The 16,005-nt window shown below is 39.9% G+C and carries 15 protein-coding genes; 11 read left to right on the forward strand and 4 right to left on the reverse strand.

The annotated features are described in order from the left end of the window. Nucleotides 1–351: 351 nt before the first annotated feature. The 3 genes from VF06_RS12035 to VF06_RS12045 all read right to left on the reverse strand — a co-directional run bounded on the left by VF06_RS12035 (nt 352) and on the right by VF06_RS12045 (nt 4,093). Complete coding sequence (locus VF06_RS12035; RefSeq protein ID WP_099066409.1) at nt 352–1,947, reverse strand: nickel-dependent hydrogenase large subunit; 1,596 nt, start codon at nt 1,945–1,947, stop codon at nt 352–354. Nucleotides 1,948–2,050: 103 nt separating this feature from the next. Continuing rightward, nucleotides 2,051–3,013, reverse strand: a complete 963-nt coding sequence (locus VF06_RS12040; RefSeq protein WP_099066408.1) for a hydrogenase small subunit — start codon at nt 3,011–3,013, stop codon at nt 2,051–2,053. A 708-nt stretch (nt 3,014–3,721) separates the two neighbouring features. Next, entirely contained in the window at nt 3,722–4,093 is a 372-nt protein-coding gene (locus VF06_RS12045; RefSeq protein WP_257207472.1) for an Rpn family recombination-promoting nuclease/putative transposase, read from the reverse strand. A 530-nt stretch (nt 4,094–4,623) separates the two neighbouring features. Between VF06_RS12045 and VF06_RS12050 the strand changes: the two genes are divergently transcribed. The 11 genes from VF06_RS12050 (at nt 4,624) to hypB (ending at nt 15,047) form a co-directional block, all read left to right on the forward strand. Next, a complete protein-coding gene (locus VF06_RS12050) occupies nt 4,624–5,598 on the forward strand; it encodes a tetratricopeptide repeat protein (RefSeq protein ID WP_099066407.1) in 975 nt (324 codons plus the stop codon). Nucleotides 5,599–5,676: 78 nt separating this feature from the next. Continuing rightward, complete coding sequence (locus VF06_RS12055) at nt 5,677–5,943, forward strand: asr0689 family protein (protein WP_099066406.1); 267 nt, start codon at nt 5,677–5,679, stop codon at nt 5,941–5,943. Nucleotides 5,944–5,951: 8 nt separating this feature from the next. Further along, nucleotides 5,952–6,176 carry a hypothetical protein gene (locus VF06_RS12060; RefSeq protein ID WP_099066405.1) on the forward strand — a complete coding sequence of 75 codons (225 nt, stop codon included), beginning with the start codon at nt 5,952–5,954 and terminating at the stop codon, nt 6,174–6,176. Between the two features lie 62 nt (nt 6,177–6,238). Continuing rightward, on the forward strand, nt 6,239–7,090 hold the full coding sequence (locus VF06_RS12065; RefSeq protein ID WP_099066404.1) for a NifU family protein: 852 nt from the start codon (nt 6,239–6,241) through the stop codon (nt 7,088–7,090). Between the two features lie 375 nt (nt 7,091–7,465). Further along, entirely contained in the window at nt 7,466–8,674 is a 1,209-nt protein-coding gene (locus VF06_RS12070) for an NHL repeat-containing protein (RefSeq protein ID WP_143861662.1), read from the forward strand. 30 nt (nt 8,675–8,704) lie between these two features. Then, a complete protein-coding gene (gene hypF / locus VF06_RS12075) occupies nt 8,705–11,104 on the forward strand; it encodes a carbamoyltransferase HypF (protein WP_099066403.1) in 2,400 nt (799 codons plus the stop codon). A 33-nt stretch (nt 11,105–11,137) separates the two neighbouring features. After that, nucleotides 11,138–11,398, forward strand: a complete 261-nt coding sequence (locus VF06_RS12080) for a HypC/HybG/HupF family hydrogenase formation chaperone (RefSeq protein ID WP_099066402.1) — start codon at nt 11,138–11,140, stop codon at nt 11,396–11,398. 124 nt (nt 11,399–11,522) lie between these two features. Further along, the gene (hypD, locus tag VF06_RS12085) at nt 11,523–12,707 is read left to right on the forward strand and encodes a hydrogenase formation protein HypD (protein WP_099066401.1); all 1,185 of its coding nucleotides are present in this window, start codon (nt 11,523–11,525) and stop codon (nt 12,705–12,707) included. A 77-nt stretch (nt 12,708–12,784) separates the two neighbouring features. Continuing rightward, nucleotides 12,785–13,837 carry a hydrogenase expression/formation protein HypE gene (gene hypE / locus VF06_RS12090; protein WP_099066400.1) on the forward strand — a complete coding sequence of 351 codons (1,053 nt, stop codon included), beginning with the start codon at nt 12,785–12,787 and terminating at the stop codon, nt 13,835–13,837. Nucleotides 13,838–13,857: 20 nt separating this feature from the next. Continuing rightward, complete coding sequence (gene hypA / locus VF06_RS12095; RefSeq protein WP_099066399.1) at nt 13,858–14,199, forward strand: hydrogenase maturation nickel metallochaperone HypA; 342 nt, start codon at nt 13,858–13,860, stop codon at nt 14,197–14,199. Next, nucleotides 14,190–15,047, forward strand: a complete 858-nt coding sequence (hypB, locus tag VF06_RS12100) for a hydrogenase nickel incorporation protein HypB (protein ID WP_099066398.1) — start codon at nt 14,190–14,192, stop codon at nt 15,045–15,047. Before hypA ends, hypB begins: the two co-directional genes overlap by 10 nt. A 41-nt stretch (nt 15,048–15,088) precedes the next feature. Here hypB and VF06_RS12105 read toward each other — a convergent pair whose 3' ends face one another. Beyond that, nucleotides 15,089–15,973: an RpnC/YadD family protein gene (locus tag VF06_RS12105; protein WP_099066397.1), complete on the reverse strand. Its 885-nt coding sequence runs from the start codon at nt 15,971–15,973 to the stop codon at nt 15,089–15,091. Nucleotides 15,974–16,005: the final 32 nt, after the last annotated feature.

A 16,005-nucleotide genomic window follows, 5' to 3' on the forward strand; every position in this document is an offset into this window, starting at 1 on the left:
GATGCGCTTTTAAATTGCATAACTCAACTCGTTAGAAAGACGCGGGGACACGGAGATGCAATTTGAATGACGATTAGCTTAACTTAAGCAGGACTTACGCACAGGTAACGGAGAATCGTAGACGCGGTAGCGACGTTCGCGCAGCGTCTCGCAGAGAAGGAGCGTCAGCGGCTTGCCGCAGGCTACCACAGAGGACGCAGCGAAAAGTCGGAGCGCCGGCTTCCGGCGTACACCGAAGGGGTTGCCGCAGGCATCTGAACTTTTCAAGACAGAGGGCACGGAGAAATAAGAGCAAGAGAGAGTTTTTGCGTAAGTTCTACCTACGACTAACGCACCTGATAAATAACTAAATTAAGCAGTCCGAAAACGCGCCAACTCTTCACCCGTTTTCGCATCGTGGGCGTGGACTGTACACACCAAACATGAATCAAACGATCGCGCCACATGACCAACTTCCACCGGGTCGCTAGAATCGTAAATGGGTGTGCCAATTAAAGCTTCTTCAATGGGGCCGCGCATTCCTTCACCGTCACGGGGGCCTATATTCCAGGTACCAGGGGCAATCACTTGGTAATTCTTAATTTTACCGCCTTCTATTTCCACCCAGTGACACAAAGAACCCCGCGCTGCTTCCGTTGCACCCCAACCCTTGCCATCTTTTTCTTTGGGTTTGATATACCAAGGGTCGTTTAATTTGAATTCGCGCAAACAATGTTCGGCTTGACGATATAACTTGACAATTTCGTGAAGTCGTGCTAACTGACGGACATGAATACTAGCACCACCCATGCGTTTGAAGACATCGAGGATGAAGGGGTCATAGTGTTGCCAAGATTCGCCATGTTTGCCACCTGCGACTAACTGACGCGCTAAGGGGCCGGCTTCTAAACGTCCGAAGTCTTTGTGTAGAACGGCACTTGCCCAAGAATAGGCGTTATCGAAGTCTTTGGTATTATTGGCGATGGGTTTAGTGGTGCGATCGCCAGGATGAATATCCGCACTCCCTTCATCGTACCAGGAGTGAGTTGTATTCTCGCGGGTAAAGGACTGATCCATTAAGACATGAGTATCAGTGAAGCTGTCATAAACTCCACTTTTCATAATCATCGCTGCATTTCGTCCTTCGATGGTCGGTTTTTGGTATTTATCCTCGTGGGCTAAATATCCCCAAGTAACATATTTACCAACACCAGCGCCATATCTATCTAAACCGATGTCTAAACCCATGCGCCAATAAAAACCCAAATCCGATTCTCGATGATTGCGGTTTTCATCTAACCAATCCAAAAAGTCATCATAACTTTGGATTTGTTCGTAACGTTCTAAAGAACAACCCAACCAAACTGGTTCTAACCAATTGGTGCGGAAATATTCCAGAATTGCCCAAGCGCGGGTAATATCCGTGAGGGTGGGGGCGCACATCACACCACCAGGCACCATATAACTGCTGTGGGGCCATTGGCCGCCTAATAGCGCATAAATTTCTACAGGTTTGGCGGAAATTGTTATGCCTAATTCGTAAGATTTACCAGTGAAAGCGGCAAAGCGTCTGGTAGCTTCGTCATAAAAGCGACTACTGCGATATTTTTTATTAGTCAAATCAATGGCAAACAATCCATAAAAATAACGAGGAATACTTTGGATTGTTTCCACAATTTGACCGAGATTTCTTGCCAAAATTGCATTGCGTGGAACTTCTGTTTCCCAAGCTGTATCTAATGCCCAAGATGCAGAAGTTAAGTGAGAACCGCCACAAATTCCGCAAATTCGAGGCGTGACAATTAATCCGGCTTGGGGGTCTTTACCGCGTAGAATAATTTCAAATCCGCGAAATAATTCGGCATGTGTCCAAGCGTTGACTACTCTTCCGTGTTCGATATCAACTCGGACATCTAAATCGCCTTCAACTCTACCAACAGGCGATATATCTAATGTTTGAATTCCCATTCTCTTCTCCTTTAATAATTGGTAAGGGGAGTAGGGAGATGGGGAGATAGGGAAACGCGGGGAATAACCAATGCCCGATGCCCCATGCCCAATGCCCCATTCCTTAAACTGTAAAAAAGTCTTCTTCCGCCCAAGGTGGTGCTGCGTCTTTTGCCACCATTGTGAGTATGGCGTAGTCTTTTTTGTTGACTCCTGGCGGTAATTCTTTGGGAACCCCCATAACTGTTTGGGTTTTAAATACGGTTCCTGGTTTGAGGTCAAAGAAGGGAAATTCTGGTTCGGTGCAACCCAAACAAGGCATTCCGGCGCGGGTTTTGGAGGAGACACGATTCCATAGGATGCGGTTGCAGGAGGAATGGGTCATGGGGCCGCGACAACCCAAGTCATAAAATAGGCAGCCTTTACGCTGACCAAATTCGGCGGTTGATGCTTTGTAAGCAAAGTGGACGTTGCGAGTACAACCTGTTTGGGTATAGGTGTTGAAGAACGTTTGCGGACGATGCAATTCATCCAGGGCGATGTCTGCTATGCGTCCAGTAGCGATCGCCACTAATATCTGCGTAATCCAATCGGGATGTGCGGGACATCCGGGAATATTAATTACAGGTAATCCGGCTTGGGAAACGAAATCTTTACCTAAAAAGCCACCTTCTTGACGCTTGAGAAATTGCAAACCTTCCGATTCGCTTGGGTTGGGCGACATGGCGGGAATTCCTCCCCAAGTGGCACAATCTCCCACAGCGACGATAAATTTAGCAGCTTTGGCCAGATCTGCTAACCAATCTTTCATGGGGCGATCGGCAAACCGATTCCATTCCCCAGTACCGTTGGGAGCGTTGACAACACTGCCTTCAAAGACCAAAATGTCTAGGGGAATTATGCCAGAAATACAATCCCGTAGCAGTGTTTGTAAATTATCACCTAGTTCTAATCCTAAGGATGGATGCCAAAGTACCTTGATGCCAAAGTCAGCAATTAAATCGCAGACTGTCGGTTCTTCGGCGTTGAGAAATGACATGGTGTTACCGGAACAAGCACCACCTTGTAGCCACAGTACGTTAGTCATCGGCTATGTCTTTTTCTAATTTTTACCATGCACGATTTAGGCGATAAAGCTTGTAGAGTATCACCTATTTGAGGGACTTCCAAGTAAAAAAATATTCCATTGCTATTGTTGACTGTTGACGGTTGATAGTTGACAGTAAACAATTTGAAGCTGAATAATTTATTTTTGGGAGTTTCCTTATTGCTGTTTATTTTTAAACATAAAGTATTTTTCGATTCAACTCTGTTTTATTAAAAAAAAATTAATTATTAGCAATCACCTGTTCTAAGTAGAACGGTGTAAATTAAAGGTTTGTAGTGATAACTTTAGTCCTTACTAGAGGACTAAAGTTATCACTACGAACTAAATGTCAAGCTTTTTACATTAGTTTACATAGTTTGTTTTTTAAGTCGTTTTACTTACATAAAAATTGCACATTGACTCGTCAGCACCTGTTGACAGTCAATGAATACCATGAGTAGTTATCTAATTTAGATGTGCATGAGTTTAATTAATAGTCTAATACCGCTACGCGAAAGTTAAAAAGTTCACCAATCAAGACTTGTGATTGTTTAAAAGGTAGCTTTATTTACTCAGAAGTGTAATAATTCTAAGGATGTAAAAATCAGGAATAAATACTTAATTTAACTGTATTGTGCAATCAGTAAATTGAACACAGCAAAATGTAGGGGCACAACAGATTGTACCCCAACCTACCACCTGATTATTTTAAGATTTTAGTTGTGTAATTTCCCTAACAACTTGTTCATCCAAACCTAAAGCTTGAGCTATCTGCTCAATACTTAAACCCAATGCTAATAACTGAGGTATGGTTTCTAACTTAGCTTCTTGTCTACCTTGTTCTTTACCTTCTTCTTTACCTTCAGCAAAAACATCTTGGTAAAATCTAGTTTGCCTTAACTCATTTAATCCAAACATTTTTCCTATGTCCTCCTGACTCAATCTCGGCAACTTATAGATTAATATCGTCTCTATTAATTGTATAATTTCACTAACAGCAGTGACATCTAAAATTTGCTCTCTAGCAGTGTTGACTATTTCTAGAGCCTTTGTTGTCGCAGTTGATTCGGGTTCAACGATCGGCTTTTACACTGCGGTGTTCATCGAGAAGGGGAAGGGGGAAAGGTAAAAAGCGAGTGGAATTGTAGGCGACCTGTTCAGGCAGTTTGCCCTTTTCCCTTTAACCTTTTCCCTTCTGGTTTATTTGGGTAGGCTTAGGCTGATTGTAATTTTTGATATCTTTTCAACGCTATTTTGTGTACTTGTGATACAAACAATATTTTCTAAATCTCAGGTGTTTAAAACAGACATTAATATTGGCAATTCCCCCCTAGAATTTGAGAAATAGGGTGTTTTATATTTTAGAGATTGGGCATTGGGCAAAGAGGGCATTGGGCATTGGGTATGAGGAAGAATGAAAAATTACCTCTTTCCCTCCATCTCCCTATCTCCCCATCTCCCCAGTCCCTAATCTGAAGGGGAATTCCGCCAAAAGGACTCGAAGCCTGCGTAAATCAGTATGGCCCGTGATGAGATGCGATTCATCGTGTCTTCATCATTCGTGGGTGTCAAGAAACTCAAATTTCAATTGGCTAGAGTATGGCAGAGTTATGACCCCTAGCATTACAGATTCAGCAGTGAAGGCTGCGATCGCAGCTGTTGTATCGGAGTCAGCTTCAGCAGATGAAAAAATTCAAATGCTGATTGAAATAGCCCAAGGCTTTCAAAAAAAGCCCAAAACAGCCCAAGATTTACGGAATGCAGTTAGCTTATATTACCAGGCTTACCAGATGTGTGGTGAGGAGTATCCCCTGTTGAAAGCTAGGGCACAAGTGGGGATGTCAGGGACGTTACAGGCAATACCAGATGTTAGCACGCAACTGCTAATACAAGCAAAAGTCGGTTATGAAGAAGCACTACCAACTTTACAACGATTAGCTTCGCCCTCTGAAGTGGCAGAAGCACAAATGAATTTTGGGCTGGTGTTACAGTCACTTGTGCCGTATAATTTAGCGCGGATAACTGATAGTATCCAAGCTTATCATGAGGCTTTGCGGGTATTTATTTGGCAGGATTACCCACAAGAATATGCAATTTTATACAATAATATTGCGATCGCTTATCTTTCCATGCCTTTAGCATCGGAACGGGAATACTTGCGTCAAGGATTAGCAGTGCAATCATTTGAAACTGCGCTAAAGCATATTAATTTAATTGAGCATCCCAGAGAATATGCAATGTTGCAAAATAATTTGGGTAATGCTTTGCAATATTTAGTGAGTTCTCATGCTGTGGAGAATAACTTAAGAGCGATCGTCGCTTATGACGAAGCTTTAAAAGTGCGTAATTCCAAAGATACACCCCTAGAGTATGCTAACACAATTTCAAACAAAGCTAACGCTTTATTCAACTTACCCGATGACCCAGAAAAACCAGAAAATGGTAATCTTAAAAATCTTTTACAAGCACATGCATACTATCAACAAGCTTTAGAAATATTTACCAAATATCAACAGATGGAACAAGCAGAAATAGTAGCTAAAGCGTTACAAGACGTACAATTAGAAATAGGGCATAGGGCATAGGGCATTGATTATTTTATCAGTGTTTACTGTGACCGCTACCTCTCCGTATTTCCATCTCAATTAAGGAGAAAACAGAGAATGCAACACATTTTACTAACCCTGTTTACGGGAGATTTTCTCACCAATTTAGCAGCAGGCGAACTCAATATTACGACAGAATTTATCTGGCTAATCACAGGTATAGTTTTATCTATGATTGGCGGTGCTATCGGCGGGATGCTATTAGCAGGAAAAGATATAGGCTATGAATTTTCAGCAATACTTGGTGCTTTATTTGCTCCTGCTGGTGTAATTCCCGCCATTATTCTAGGTCTAGTCATACTAAATTTCTTAACTAATTATTAGGAGCAAAAATGTTAGAACTTGGCTGGTATTCTGTTAAATTATTTTTCAAAGGAAAGTTACTGCGCGACCCCATATATTTTGTTCAGCGAACTGCTATTGCTACTACTGTAGGTTCTTTACTATTAGTGTTATTTGCCCAGGCTGAAATCCCTTTCTGCTTACCAGTAACAATATCTAGCTTCGTAACAGGCATGATGATGCCATTTCTTCTCAAAGATTTCAAAACCAAGTAAATTGTTATTTGTCATTGGTCATTAGACATTTGTAAATAATCAATGCCCCATGCCCATATTCTATGTCTAACCTTGAAGAATTAGTTCAGGAAATTAACCGCTTTGAGGCAATTATATCCGAGTGGGATGAAAGCCAAAGGTGTGTAGCAGTAGGCTTAAAAAGAGCAATTGAAGCTTTGCACAAAGTAGCATTGACTAATTTGATTAAAAGTTTAAAAGAAGAGTCAATGCCGGCTTTACGTCATGCTGCTTGCGATGAAGTAGTATATGCAGTGTTGCTTTATCACGAATTAGTTAAACCACCAAAAGCATCACTAGAACAACGCATTCAAACCGCCTTTGAAGAAGTTCGCCCAGGTTTAAAAAGTCATAACGGAGACATAGAATTAGTGGCAATTAAACCACCAGATACAGTAGAAGTTAAGTTAATAGGAACTTGCAGCAGTTGTCCGGCTTCTACTCTAACCTTATCTCAGGGAGTAGAACAAGCAATTAAAAACCATTGTCCTGAAATTACCAATGTTGTTGCTGTCAATCAAAACTCTAGTATTAACACTAAAATTTCTAGTTTTATCAGTCCATTTTCTTCGCAGTTAACTTCTAGTTGGGTAAAAGTAGCAACTATCGAACAAGTTCCCGAATTGGGTGTGTTAGCAGTACAACTTGCTGGTACTTCGCTAATTTTATATCGCCAAGGTGTTACGTTTAAATGTTATCGTAATGCTTGCGCTCATCTAGGAAATCCTTTAGAAGATGGTAAAGTTGAAAATGGTATTATTACTTGCCCTTTCCACGGATTTGAGTATAATTTAGAGACAGGGAAATGTTTGATTGTACCGGATATTTCACTTCAGTCATATCCAGTGAAAATCAAAGGTGATAATATTTTTGTAAGATTGCAAAAATTTGAATAAAAATTGATCGGCTACAATACAATACGGTTGGGATAAGCAGTATAAACTTTCCTTGTAGTCTGGGAAAAGTTTAAAGGGTAAATGATGTATTTGAAACCTTTCCTCTTTCCCCTTTAACCGAACCGTATTAGGCTACAATATTTTTTTGTCTCACCCAGAAGCGCAGTGAAAAGTATGAGCAAAGGTTTCCTCCATTGGCGCAGCCCGCCGCAATCATAACTTTTCAAGATAAAGGCCCAGAAAAGAGGACGAAAAGAAAAAATTGGACAATAAGTTTGTTGATTATTTTATATCAGAAATATCAAAATGTTACTGTTGTTACATGCTGTTAAACATTAATGTTTTTAAATATTTATCAGCCTTTATTTGCGGTTCATGGATATCCCAATTATAATTCATCCCATATCACAATTACCGCCAGAAGCAACAAAAACTCTTCAAAAGCTACCTTTTTCATCTCAGGGTGCAGAGGTAATTTTAGGGAATATTATTCAAGCAGAACAATTAGTAATACCTGTAGCGCCAAGTCCGACTACAATGTTTGGGCCCCGTGGCGCTTGTTTGTTCGCAAATGGGACATTATGGGTGTCAGATACAGGACATCATCGATTATTGGGATGGCGGAATTTACCGACTAAAGATAGTCAACCAGCTGATTGGGTAATTGGGCAACCTGACTTTTATCATGAAGGACAAAATGCTAAAGGTGCAATTGGAAGAACTACTTTAAACGTACCAACTGGAATTTGTAGTTGCGGCAAAGGTTTAGCTGTAGCAGATGCTTGGAACCATCGAATTTTAATTTGGAAAAATTTACCAGAAGATAGCAATGTACCAGCGGATTTAGTATTAGGACAAGGTAATTTTATCGACAACGAACCAAATAGAGGAAGTCAACAAGCATCTGCCAGTACAATGCACTGGCCTTATGGTGTTTTCTATCATCAAGGATGGTTATTTGTTGCTGATACAGGAAATCGCAGGATATTAATTTGGCAGCAATTACCCACAGAAAACGGCCAACCTGCTGATATAGTTTTGGGACAGCCAGATATGATATCTCGCAATGAAAACAACGGCGGTTCTCCCACCGCAGCGAGTATGCGTTGGTGTCATGATATTACTTTTTGGGGAGAAAATTTAGTTGTCAGCGACGCGGGGAATAACCGCGTCATGATTTGGCAAGGAATACCAACAGAAAATAATACTCCTTGTGCAGTGGTTTTAGGGCAAAAAAACTTTGATTGTGTGGAAATGAATCAAGGGGTTTATTATCCTAATGCTAGTAGTTTGAGTATGCCTTATGGTGTCGGTGTAGCTGGAGAGTGGTTAGTAGTTGCGGATACTGCAAATTCTCGATTGTTAGGATGGAGAAAGCCAGAGTCAATTTTATCACTGCAAGGTGCAACAGCAGATGCCATTACCGGACAAATTAGTTTTCAAAGTAAAAGTGAAAATCGTGATTTTGGATTACCAAAACGAGATAGTTTAAATTGGTGTTACGGCATAAAAATTTCTGGCAAAACGGGAGTTATAGCTGATTCTGGAAATAATCGAATTTTGCTGTGGCAATTTGATAATTAATAATTCGTAATTTTTAAAAGTCAGATTTATATGGTGGCTGAAGAAATTAGAGTTCGTGGTATTGTTCAAGGAGTGGGATTTCGTCCTACTGTATATCGTCTGGCTAAAATTTGCGGTTTGGGTGGAGATGTTTGTAATGATGGCGGAGGTGTTTTAATTCGCGTATCTGGTAGTGAAGAAGCGATAACAGAATTTGTTACTAAATTACAAACAGAATGTCCGCCGTTGGCAAAAATTAATCAACTTATCAGAACTCCTTACACAGGTGATTTGAATGCTGATAATTTCGTGATTTCTAGTAGCGTCAATACTGCAATTAAAACAGAAATTGCTCCTGATGCAGCAACTTGTCAAGAATGTCAAAAAGAAATTTTCGATCCTTTTAGCCGCTTTTACCGTTACCCTTTTACTAACTGTACTCATTGTGGCCCTCGCCTGAGTATTATTCGTGCCATTCCCTATGACAGATGCAATACCAGTATGTCTGCGTTTGTCATGTGTTCGGAATGTGCAAAGGAATACAATGATGTCGAAAATCGCCGTTTTCACGCCCAACCTGTAGCTTGTCATACTTGCGGTGCTTCAGCTTGGTTAGAACGCGCTGATGGAAAAGCGGTTACTGCTTCTATGTTCTCGATGTTAGATGATGTTGATGCGGTTTGTACCCTATTACAAAGAGGTGAAATTGTCGCAATTAAAGGTTTGGGTGGTTTTCATTTAGCTTGTGATGCAACTCAAGAAGCTGTTGTAGAAAAATTGCGATATCGTAAAAGACGTTATCATAAACCTTTTGCTTTAATGGCACGAGATATTGAAGTAATTGAACAATATTGTACTGTAAACCCTAAGGAAAAAGAATTATTAAAAAGTCCTGCTGCACCGATTGTTTTATTGGAGAAAAAGGGACTGGAAAGGGACGCGGGGACGCCGGGACGCGGGGACGCGGGGAAAAATGTTTCTCAGAATTGTCAGATTGCTATTTCGGTTGCACCGGGGCAAAATCGTCTTGGTTTTATGTTACCTTATACGCCGTTACATCATTTAATTTTACGGCGGATGAATCGTCCAATTGTTTTAACTAGTGGCAATATTAGTGATGAACCGCAATGTATTGATAATGACGAAGCCAGAGAAAAATTAGGGACAATAGTTGATTATTTTCTTTTTCATAATCGAGACATTATTAATCGGGTAGATGATTCGGTGGTACGGGTTGTTGGCGATAAAGTGCAAACAATTCGGCGTGCAAGAGGATACGCACCAGCAGGGATTAATTTACCGCCTGGATTTGAAAATGTGTCGCCAATTTTAGCAATGGGTAGTGAGTTAAAAAATACCTTTTGTTTGTTGCGAGGAAAAGAAGCAATTCTTTCGCAACATCTGGGAGATTTAGAAAATGGTGCGGCTTTTGACGGATATCAAAAAGCTTTGAATTTATACTTTAATTTATTTGAACACAAACCAGAAGTAATTGCCATTGATAAACATCCTGAATATCTTTCCAGTAAAATTGGTAAAGAAATTGCTGATAAAAATCAAATTAAAATTAATGCAATTCAACATCATCACGCCCACATTGCCGCTTGTATGGCGGAAAATAATATTCCTCTAGATTCGCCTCCAGTATTAGGTATTGCTTTAGATGGTTTGGGTTATGGCGAAGATGGTAATCTGTGGGGTGGAGAATTTTTGTTAGCAGATTATTGCAAATTCCAGAGACTTGCAACATTTCAACCAGTGGCAATGATTGGTGGCGAACAAGCAATATATCAGCCGTGGCGCAATACTTATGCCCAATTAATGACTGCTAATCTCTGGAATGAATGTGAAGAAAAATATGCCGATTTAGAAATAATTAAATTTCTGAAAAATAAGCCAATCAAATTACTTAATCAACTGATTGAGAAAAGAATTAACTCTCCTCCAGCGTCTTCAGTAGGGAGATTGTTCGATGCGGTGGCGGCGGCTATCGGTATTTATAGAGATGAATGTAGCTATGAAGGACAAGCAGCGATCGCAATGGAAGCTCTAGTCAATGTTAACAGCTTAAATAATGATAAAGAAATGCTAATATATCCTTTTGAATTTAGCTTTTTAGATAGTATTTATTGTATAGACCCGCGTCCAATGTGGCAAGGTTTACTTGATGACTTGCAGCAACAGATTCCTAAAGAAGTTATAGCTGCTAAATTTCACAAAAGTTTAGCTCATATAATTGTTGTGATGGTGAAACGTCTGTGTCAAAAAAATGTAATTCATCAGGTTGTTTTAACAGGAGGAGTATTTCAAAATTGTGTATTGTTAGAGCTAATTAGTCAAGCATTAGAAATGTTGGGTATAAAAGTATTGACTCACAGTTTAGTTCCAGCAAATGATGGTGGGTTATCTTTAGGGCAAGCAGTGATTACAGCAGCACAATTAATAGGATAAATTTACTCACGCAAAGGCGCGAAGAAGATAAAAATGTGTTTAGGAATTCCTGGGCAAATTATCGAAATTACCAATGTTAATCATAAGTTAGCAATTGTTGATGTTGGTGGGGTGAAGCGACAAGTAAATATTGCTTGTATCGTTGATGAAGAACATCCACCTGAAGCTTGTATTGGAGATTGGGTGTTAGTGCATGTTGGCTTTGCGATGAATCGAATTAACGAACAAGAAGCAGCAGAAACGTTAGAGTTGTTGAAAGAGTTAGCAGCAGCACAGGTGGAGATTAGTAATTGAGGGGAAGAATTTTTTTCACGCAGAGGCGCAGAGGCGCAGAGAGGAAAGAGAGAATTTTGACAATAAGTCTAATAATCTTTTGCCTTGTTTGTGTTTCCTTTCAAAAAACTATGGTTCTATTCCTATGAAATATGTTGATGAATTCCGTGAAAAAGAAAAAGCTTCAGCTTTACGTCGGGAAATTGCAAAATTGTGCGAAGAAATAGAAAAACCTCTCAAAATTATGGAAGTATGTGGGGGGCATACTCACTCTATATTTAAATATGGCATTGAAGAAATTTTACCCGATCGCATTGAATTAATTCACGGGCCTGGTTGTCCAGTATGCGTGATGCCAAAGGGGAGGTTAGATGATGCGATCGCTATCTCTCAAAATTCTAACGTCATCTTCACCACATTTGGCGATGCCATGCGAGTTCCTGGTTCCAAAACAAGTTTACTCCAAGCCAGGGCACAAGGCGCAGACATTCGGATGGTGTATTCTCCCCTAGATAGCCTGCAAATTGCCAAAGATAACCCCAACAAACAAATAGTTTTCTTCGCCTTAGGTTTTGAAACCACCGCCCCCAGTACCGCCTTCACCATTTTGCAAGCCGCAGCTGAAGGAATTGCTAACTTCAGTATGTTTTGCAATCACGTTCTTGTGATTCCCGCCCTCAAAGCATTATTAGATAACCCTGATTTACAACTCGATGGATTTGTCGGGCCTGGCCATGTCAGCATGGTAATTGGTACTGACCCTTATGAATTTATTTCCCAACAATATCATAAGCCAATTGTTGTCTCCGGATTTGAACCATTAGATATTCTCCAATCAATTTGGATGCTGTTGCAACAGCTAGTAGAAAATCGTTGCCAAGTTGAAAACCAATATAATCGAATTGTCCAAAAAGCCGGCAATAAAGTAGCACTCCAAGCCATCAACAAAGTATTTGCTGTAAGAGATACTTTCGAGTGGCGTGGTTTGGGCAATATTCCTGATTCAGGATTAAAAATTCAACCTGAATACGCTCAATTTGATGCCGAACTTAAATTTACCATTCCTAACCTCAAAGTACCCGACCATAAAGCATGTAAATGTGGAGAAATTCTCAAAGGAATATTAAAACCTTGGGAATGCAAAGTATTTGGTACAGCCTGCACTCCTGAAACACCAATTGGTACTTGTATGGTATCTTCTGAAGGTGCTTGTGCAGCCTATTACAAATATGGACGCCTCTCTACAATGTCTAAAAAATTAATAGCTGAAAAACCAAAAGTAACCATCACCCAAGAACCTCTCCCCGCCTGTGGCTTCTCTCTAGACTAACACCTCAGACAAATCCTCTGCGAACCTCTGCGCTTTCCTTTGCGTTACTTTGCGTTTAAAAAATCACCCACTTTAACATGAATCTTTTCCCCCATCGCCATAAAATCCAAGACACTCACATAACCCTCGCACATGGTAGCGGTGGTAAAGCCATGCGCGATTTAATTGATGACATCTTTGTTAATACCTTTAATAACCCAATTCTCTCCCAATTAGAAGACCAAGCAACCTTCAATTTAGCCCCACTTTTACAACAAGGAGATAGACTCGCTTTTACCACAGATTCATATACTGTAGATCCTTTATTTTTTCCCGGTAGCGATATCGGAGAATTAGCCATCAACGGCACAATTAATGATTTAGCCGTCAGCGGCGCTAAACCTTTATATCTAACTTGTAGCGTTATTTTAGAAGAAGGATTACCAGTAGAAACATTGCGACGTGTTGCAACTAGTATGAAAGCAGCCGCAATAAAATCTGGCGTTCAAATTGTCACCGGCGACACAAAAGTTGTACATCGTGGCGCTGCTGATAAACTATTTATTAATACTGCTGGTATTGGGATCATTCCAAGAGGAATTAACATCTCTGCCCACAATATTCAACCAGGAGATGCTGTAATTATTAATGGTGAATTAGGTAATCATGGGGCAGCAATTTTAATTGCCCGTGGAGAATTAGCTTTAGAAACTAATATTAAAAGTGACTGTCAACCCTTGCATGATTTAGTACAACATATCCTCAATATCTGTCCCCAAATTCATGCAATGCGGGATGCAACACGTGGAGGTTTAGTTACAGTTTTAAATGAATTTGCTACCACTTCAAATGTAGGCATTCGCCTTTATGAAGAATCTATTCCAGTGCGTGAAGAAGTCAAAGGTTTTTGCGAAATTTTAGGTTTAGATCCATTTTATTTAGCTAATGAAGGTAAGTTAGTTGTAGTGGCAAAAAAAGAATATGCTGAATCTATTGTATCAGCTATGAAATCCCATCCAGCAGGAAAAGATGCTTGTGTGATTGGAGAAGTAATAACTTCACACCCAGGTATTGTATTGTTAAAAACAATTTTTGGTGCTGAACGTATTGTTGATATGTTAGTAGGCGACCAGTTACCACGAATTTGTTAATATTTAAGATACTTTTTTATATGCATGAACTAGGAATTACCCAAAATATCGTAGCAATTGTAGCCGAACACGCCAAAGGTGCAAAAGTACAACGAGTTTCCTTAGAAATTGGCAAACTTTCAGCTATTATGCCCGATGCTATTCGATTTTGTTTTGATATTTGTACTCAAGGTACAGTTTTAGAAGGGGCGACATTAGAAATTTTGGAAATTCCTGGTTTAGCGAAATGTCGCCAATGCAATGCAGAAATTTATCTAGATAAACCATTTGGTATCTGTAACTGCGGTAGCGTGGAATTAGATTTAATATCTGGTGAAGAACTTAAAATTAAAGAAATCGAAATAGAGGAATTATGTGTGTAACCTGCGGTTGTTCTGATGACGGCGAAAGCAAAATTACAAATTTAGAAGTAAGTGAAACCGAACACAATCATCACCATACTCACACTCATACTTTAGCTGATGGCACTGTGATTACTCATTCCCACAGTCACGATACTCACACAGAAGCATCTCAAATTCATGCTAAAATACATGGCACAACTATCTCATTAGAACAAGATATATTAGCAAAAAATAATTTAATTGCAGCCCAAAATCGTGGCTGGTTTAAAGGTCGCAATATTCTCGCTTTAAATTTAATGAGTTCTCCTGGCGCTGGGAAAACAACTCTTTTAACTCGCACCATCAATGATTTAAAACATCAGCTATCTATTAGTGTCATTGAAGGCGACCAAGAAACTACTAATGATGCTCAAAAAATTCAAGAAACAGGTTGTAAAGTCATCCAAATAAACACCGGAACAGGCTGTCATTTAGATGCATCAATGATAGACAGGGGTTTGCAACAACTAAATCCACCACTAAATTCCGTTGTGATGATTGAAAATGTGGGAAATTTAGTTTGTCCAGCTTTATTTGATTTGGGAGAATTTGCTAAAGTCGTAATTCTCTCCGTCACGGAAGGCGAAGATAAGCCGATAAAATATCCTCACATGTTCCGCGCTAGTGACATCATGATTCTCACAAAAATTGATTTGCTACCTTACGTAGAATTTGATGTGCAAAAGTGCATAAAATACGCCAAGCAAGTTAATCCGAAAGTTCAAATTTTTCAAATTTCTGCAACTACTGGGGCGGGGTTAGATAATTGGTATAAATGGCTGACTGAAAAATTCGCAAATTTGTCAACTGGGGCTACACACTTTTGATGAAACTACAAAAATAGCCGCCAGTGTTGTTCACTAGCAAATTACTCACAAATTCGCTGTAATTCTTCCACTGTACTCACGGTTTTAATAGCCTGCTGAATTTCTTTTAATCGCTGTAAATCTGTAATTTGGTAAATCATTGGCATTAAATCTAAGCCAGTATTCCCAAATTTAATTTCCAGTGCTAATTCAATACCTGAATATAATTCCTCTCGTCGTCCCCGCGCTTCTCCGCGTGCTTCTCCCCGCGCTTCTCCTCGCGCTTCTCCTTCACGTAAAATTTCTTGATACCAAGGCGACTCACGTAAGACTGTCATATCCCACCTCATGATTTCTTGGACTAGGGCACTTTCTATTACAAACGTAGCAAAAAACGCCAAAACCGTTTCTAATTGATTTAGTTGTTCGTCGCCACGGAGAACTTGTAAAGCTTCTCGAATTATAACTTCGTTTTCGCCACCTTTGAGGATGGGTACAAAGGGAAGTAAGGATGGTAATGGTGTATCAAATACAGTATTTACATCAACTTCCCAAAGGTTAATTACTCGATAATCTTGAGTTGCTTTCAAGCCTGCGAAATTTGATGTATATGTTGTCGGTATTTCTGCGTTAGTTCCTTTAAGAATGTTAATTAATACTGGATAGGTAGGTAAATTATATTTTTCTTCAGCCAGTGCTGTATAAGCACGCATCCGTCGTGGCATTTCAGGTTTATAACGCAGTTGTAATTCATTGATAACAAGAAACTTGCCATACTGCGGATTTTCCACACGGATAAGTACATCGCTTTGTCTACTCAGCCATTGAAATTCTGAATTGAGAATTTCGCCTACGATAACGTCGGGTATTTGTGTTACCCATTTTACCCAATTATCGGGTGCAAGACTAATTAGGCGTTTAGTACTGATGTCAGCAGGTTTGGACATAAGCCAGTTATAAAGAAAGTAGACGCACAAAA

Source organism: Nostoc linckia z4 (genome assembly GCF_002608075.1).
Lineage (GTDB): Bacteria > Cyanobacteriota > Cyanobacteriia > Cyanobacteriales > Nostocaceae > Nostoc > Nostoc linckia.

Excerpts from the sequence above, each read along its gene's own strand:
- VF06_RS12035 (WP_099066409.1), bottom strand. The coding sequence starts at position 1,947 with ATGGGAATTCAAACATTAGATATATCGCCTGTTGGTAGAGTTGAAGGC.
- VF06_RS12040 (WP_099066408.1), bottom strand. The coding sequence starts at position 3,013 with ATGACTAACGTACTGTGGCTACAAGGTGGTGCTTGTTCCGGTAACACC.
- VF06_RS12050 (WP_099066407.1), top strand. The coding sequence starts at position 4,624 with ATGACCCCTAGCATTACAGATTCAGCAGTGAAGGCTGCGATCGCAGCT.
- VF06_RS12055 (WP_099066406.1), top strand. The coding sequence starts at position 5,677 with ATGCAACACATTTTACTAACCCTGTTTACGGGAGATTTTCTCACCAAT.
- VF06_RS12060 (WP_099066405.1), top strand. The coding sequence starts at position 5,952 with ATGTTAGAACTTGGCTGGTATTCTGTTAAATTATTTTTCAAAGGAAAG.
- VF06_RS12065 (WP_099066404.1), top strand. The coding sequence starts at position 6,239 with ATGTCTAACCTTGAAGAATTAGTTCAGGAAATTAACCGCTTTGAGGCA.
- VF06_RS12070 (WP_143861662.1), top strand. The coding sequence starts at position 7,466 with ATGGATATCCCAATTATAATTCATCCCATATCACAATTACCGCCAGAA.
- hypF (WP_099066403.1), top strand. The coding sequence starts at position 8,705 with ATGGTGGCTGAAGAAATTAGAGTTCGTGGTATTGTTCAAGGAGTGGGA.
- VF06_RS12080 (WP_099066402.1), top strand. The coding sequence starts at position 11,138 with ATGTGTTTAGGAATTCCTGGGCAAATTATCGAAATTACCAATGTTAAT.
- hypD (WP_099066401.1), top strand. The coding sequence starts at position 11,523 with ATGAAATATGTTGATGAATTCCGTGAAAAAGAAAAAGCTTCAGCTTTA.
- hypE (WP_099066400.1), top strand. The coding sequence starts at position 12,785 with ATGAATCTTTTCCCCCATCGCCATAAAATCCAAGACACTCACATAACC.
- hypA (WP_099066399.1), top strand. The coding sequence starts at position 13,858 with ATGCATGAACTAGGAATTACCCAAAATATCGTAGCAATTGTAGCCGAA.
- hypB (WP_099066398.1), top strand. The coding sequence starts at position 14,190 with ATGTGTGTAACCTGCGGTTGTTCTGATGACGGCGAAAGCAAAATTACA.
- VF06_RS12105 (WP_099066397.1), bottom strand. The coding sequence starts at position 15,973 with ATGTCCAAACCTGCTGACATCAGTACTAAACGCCTAATTAGTCTTGCA.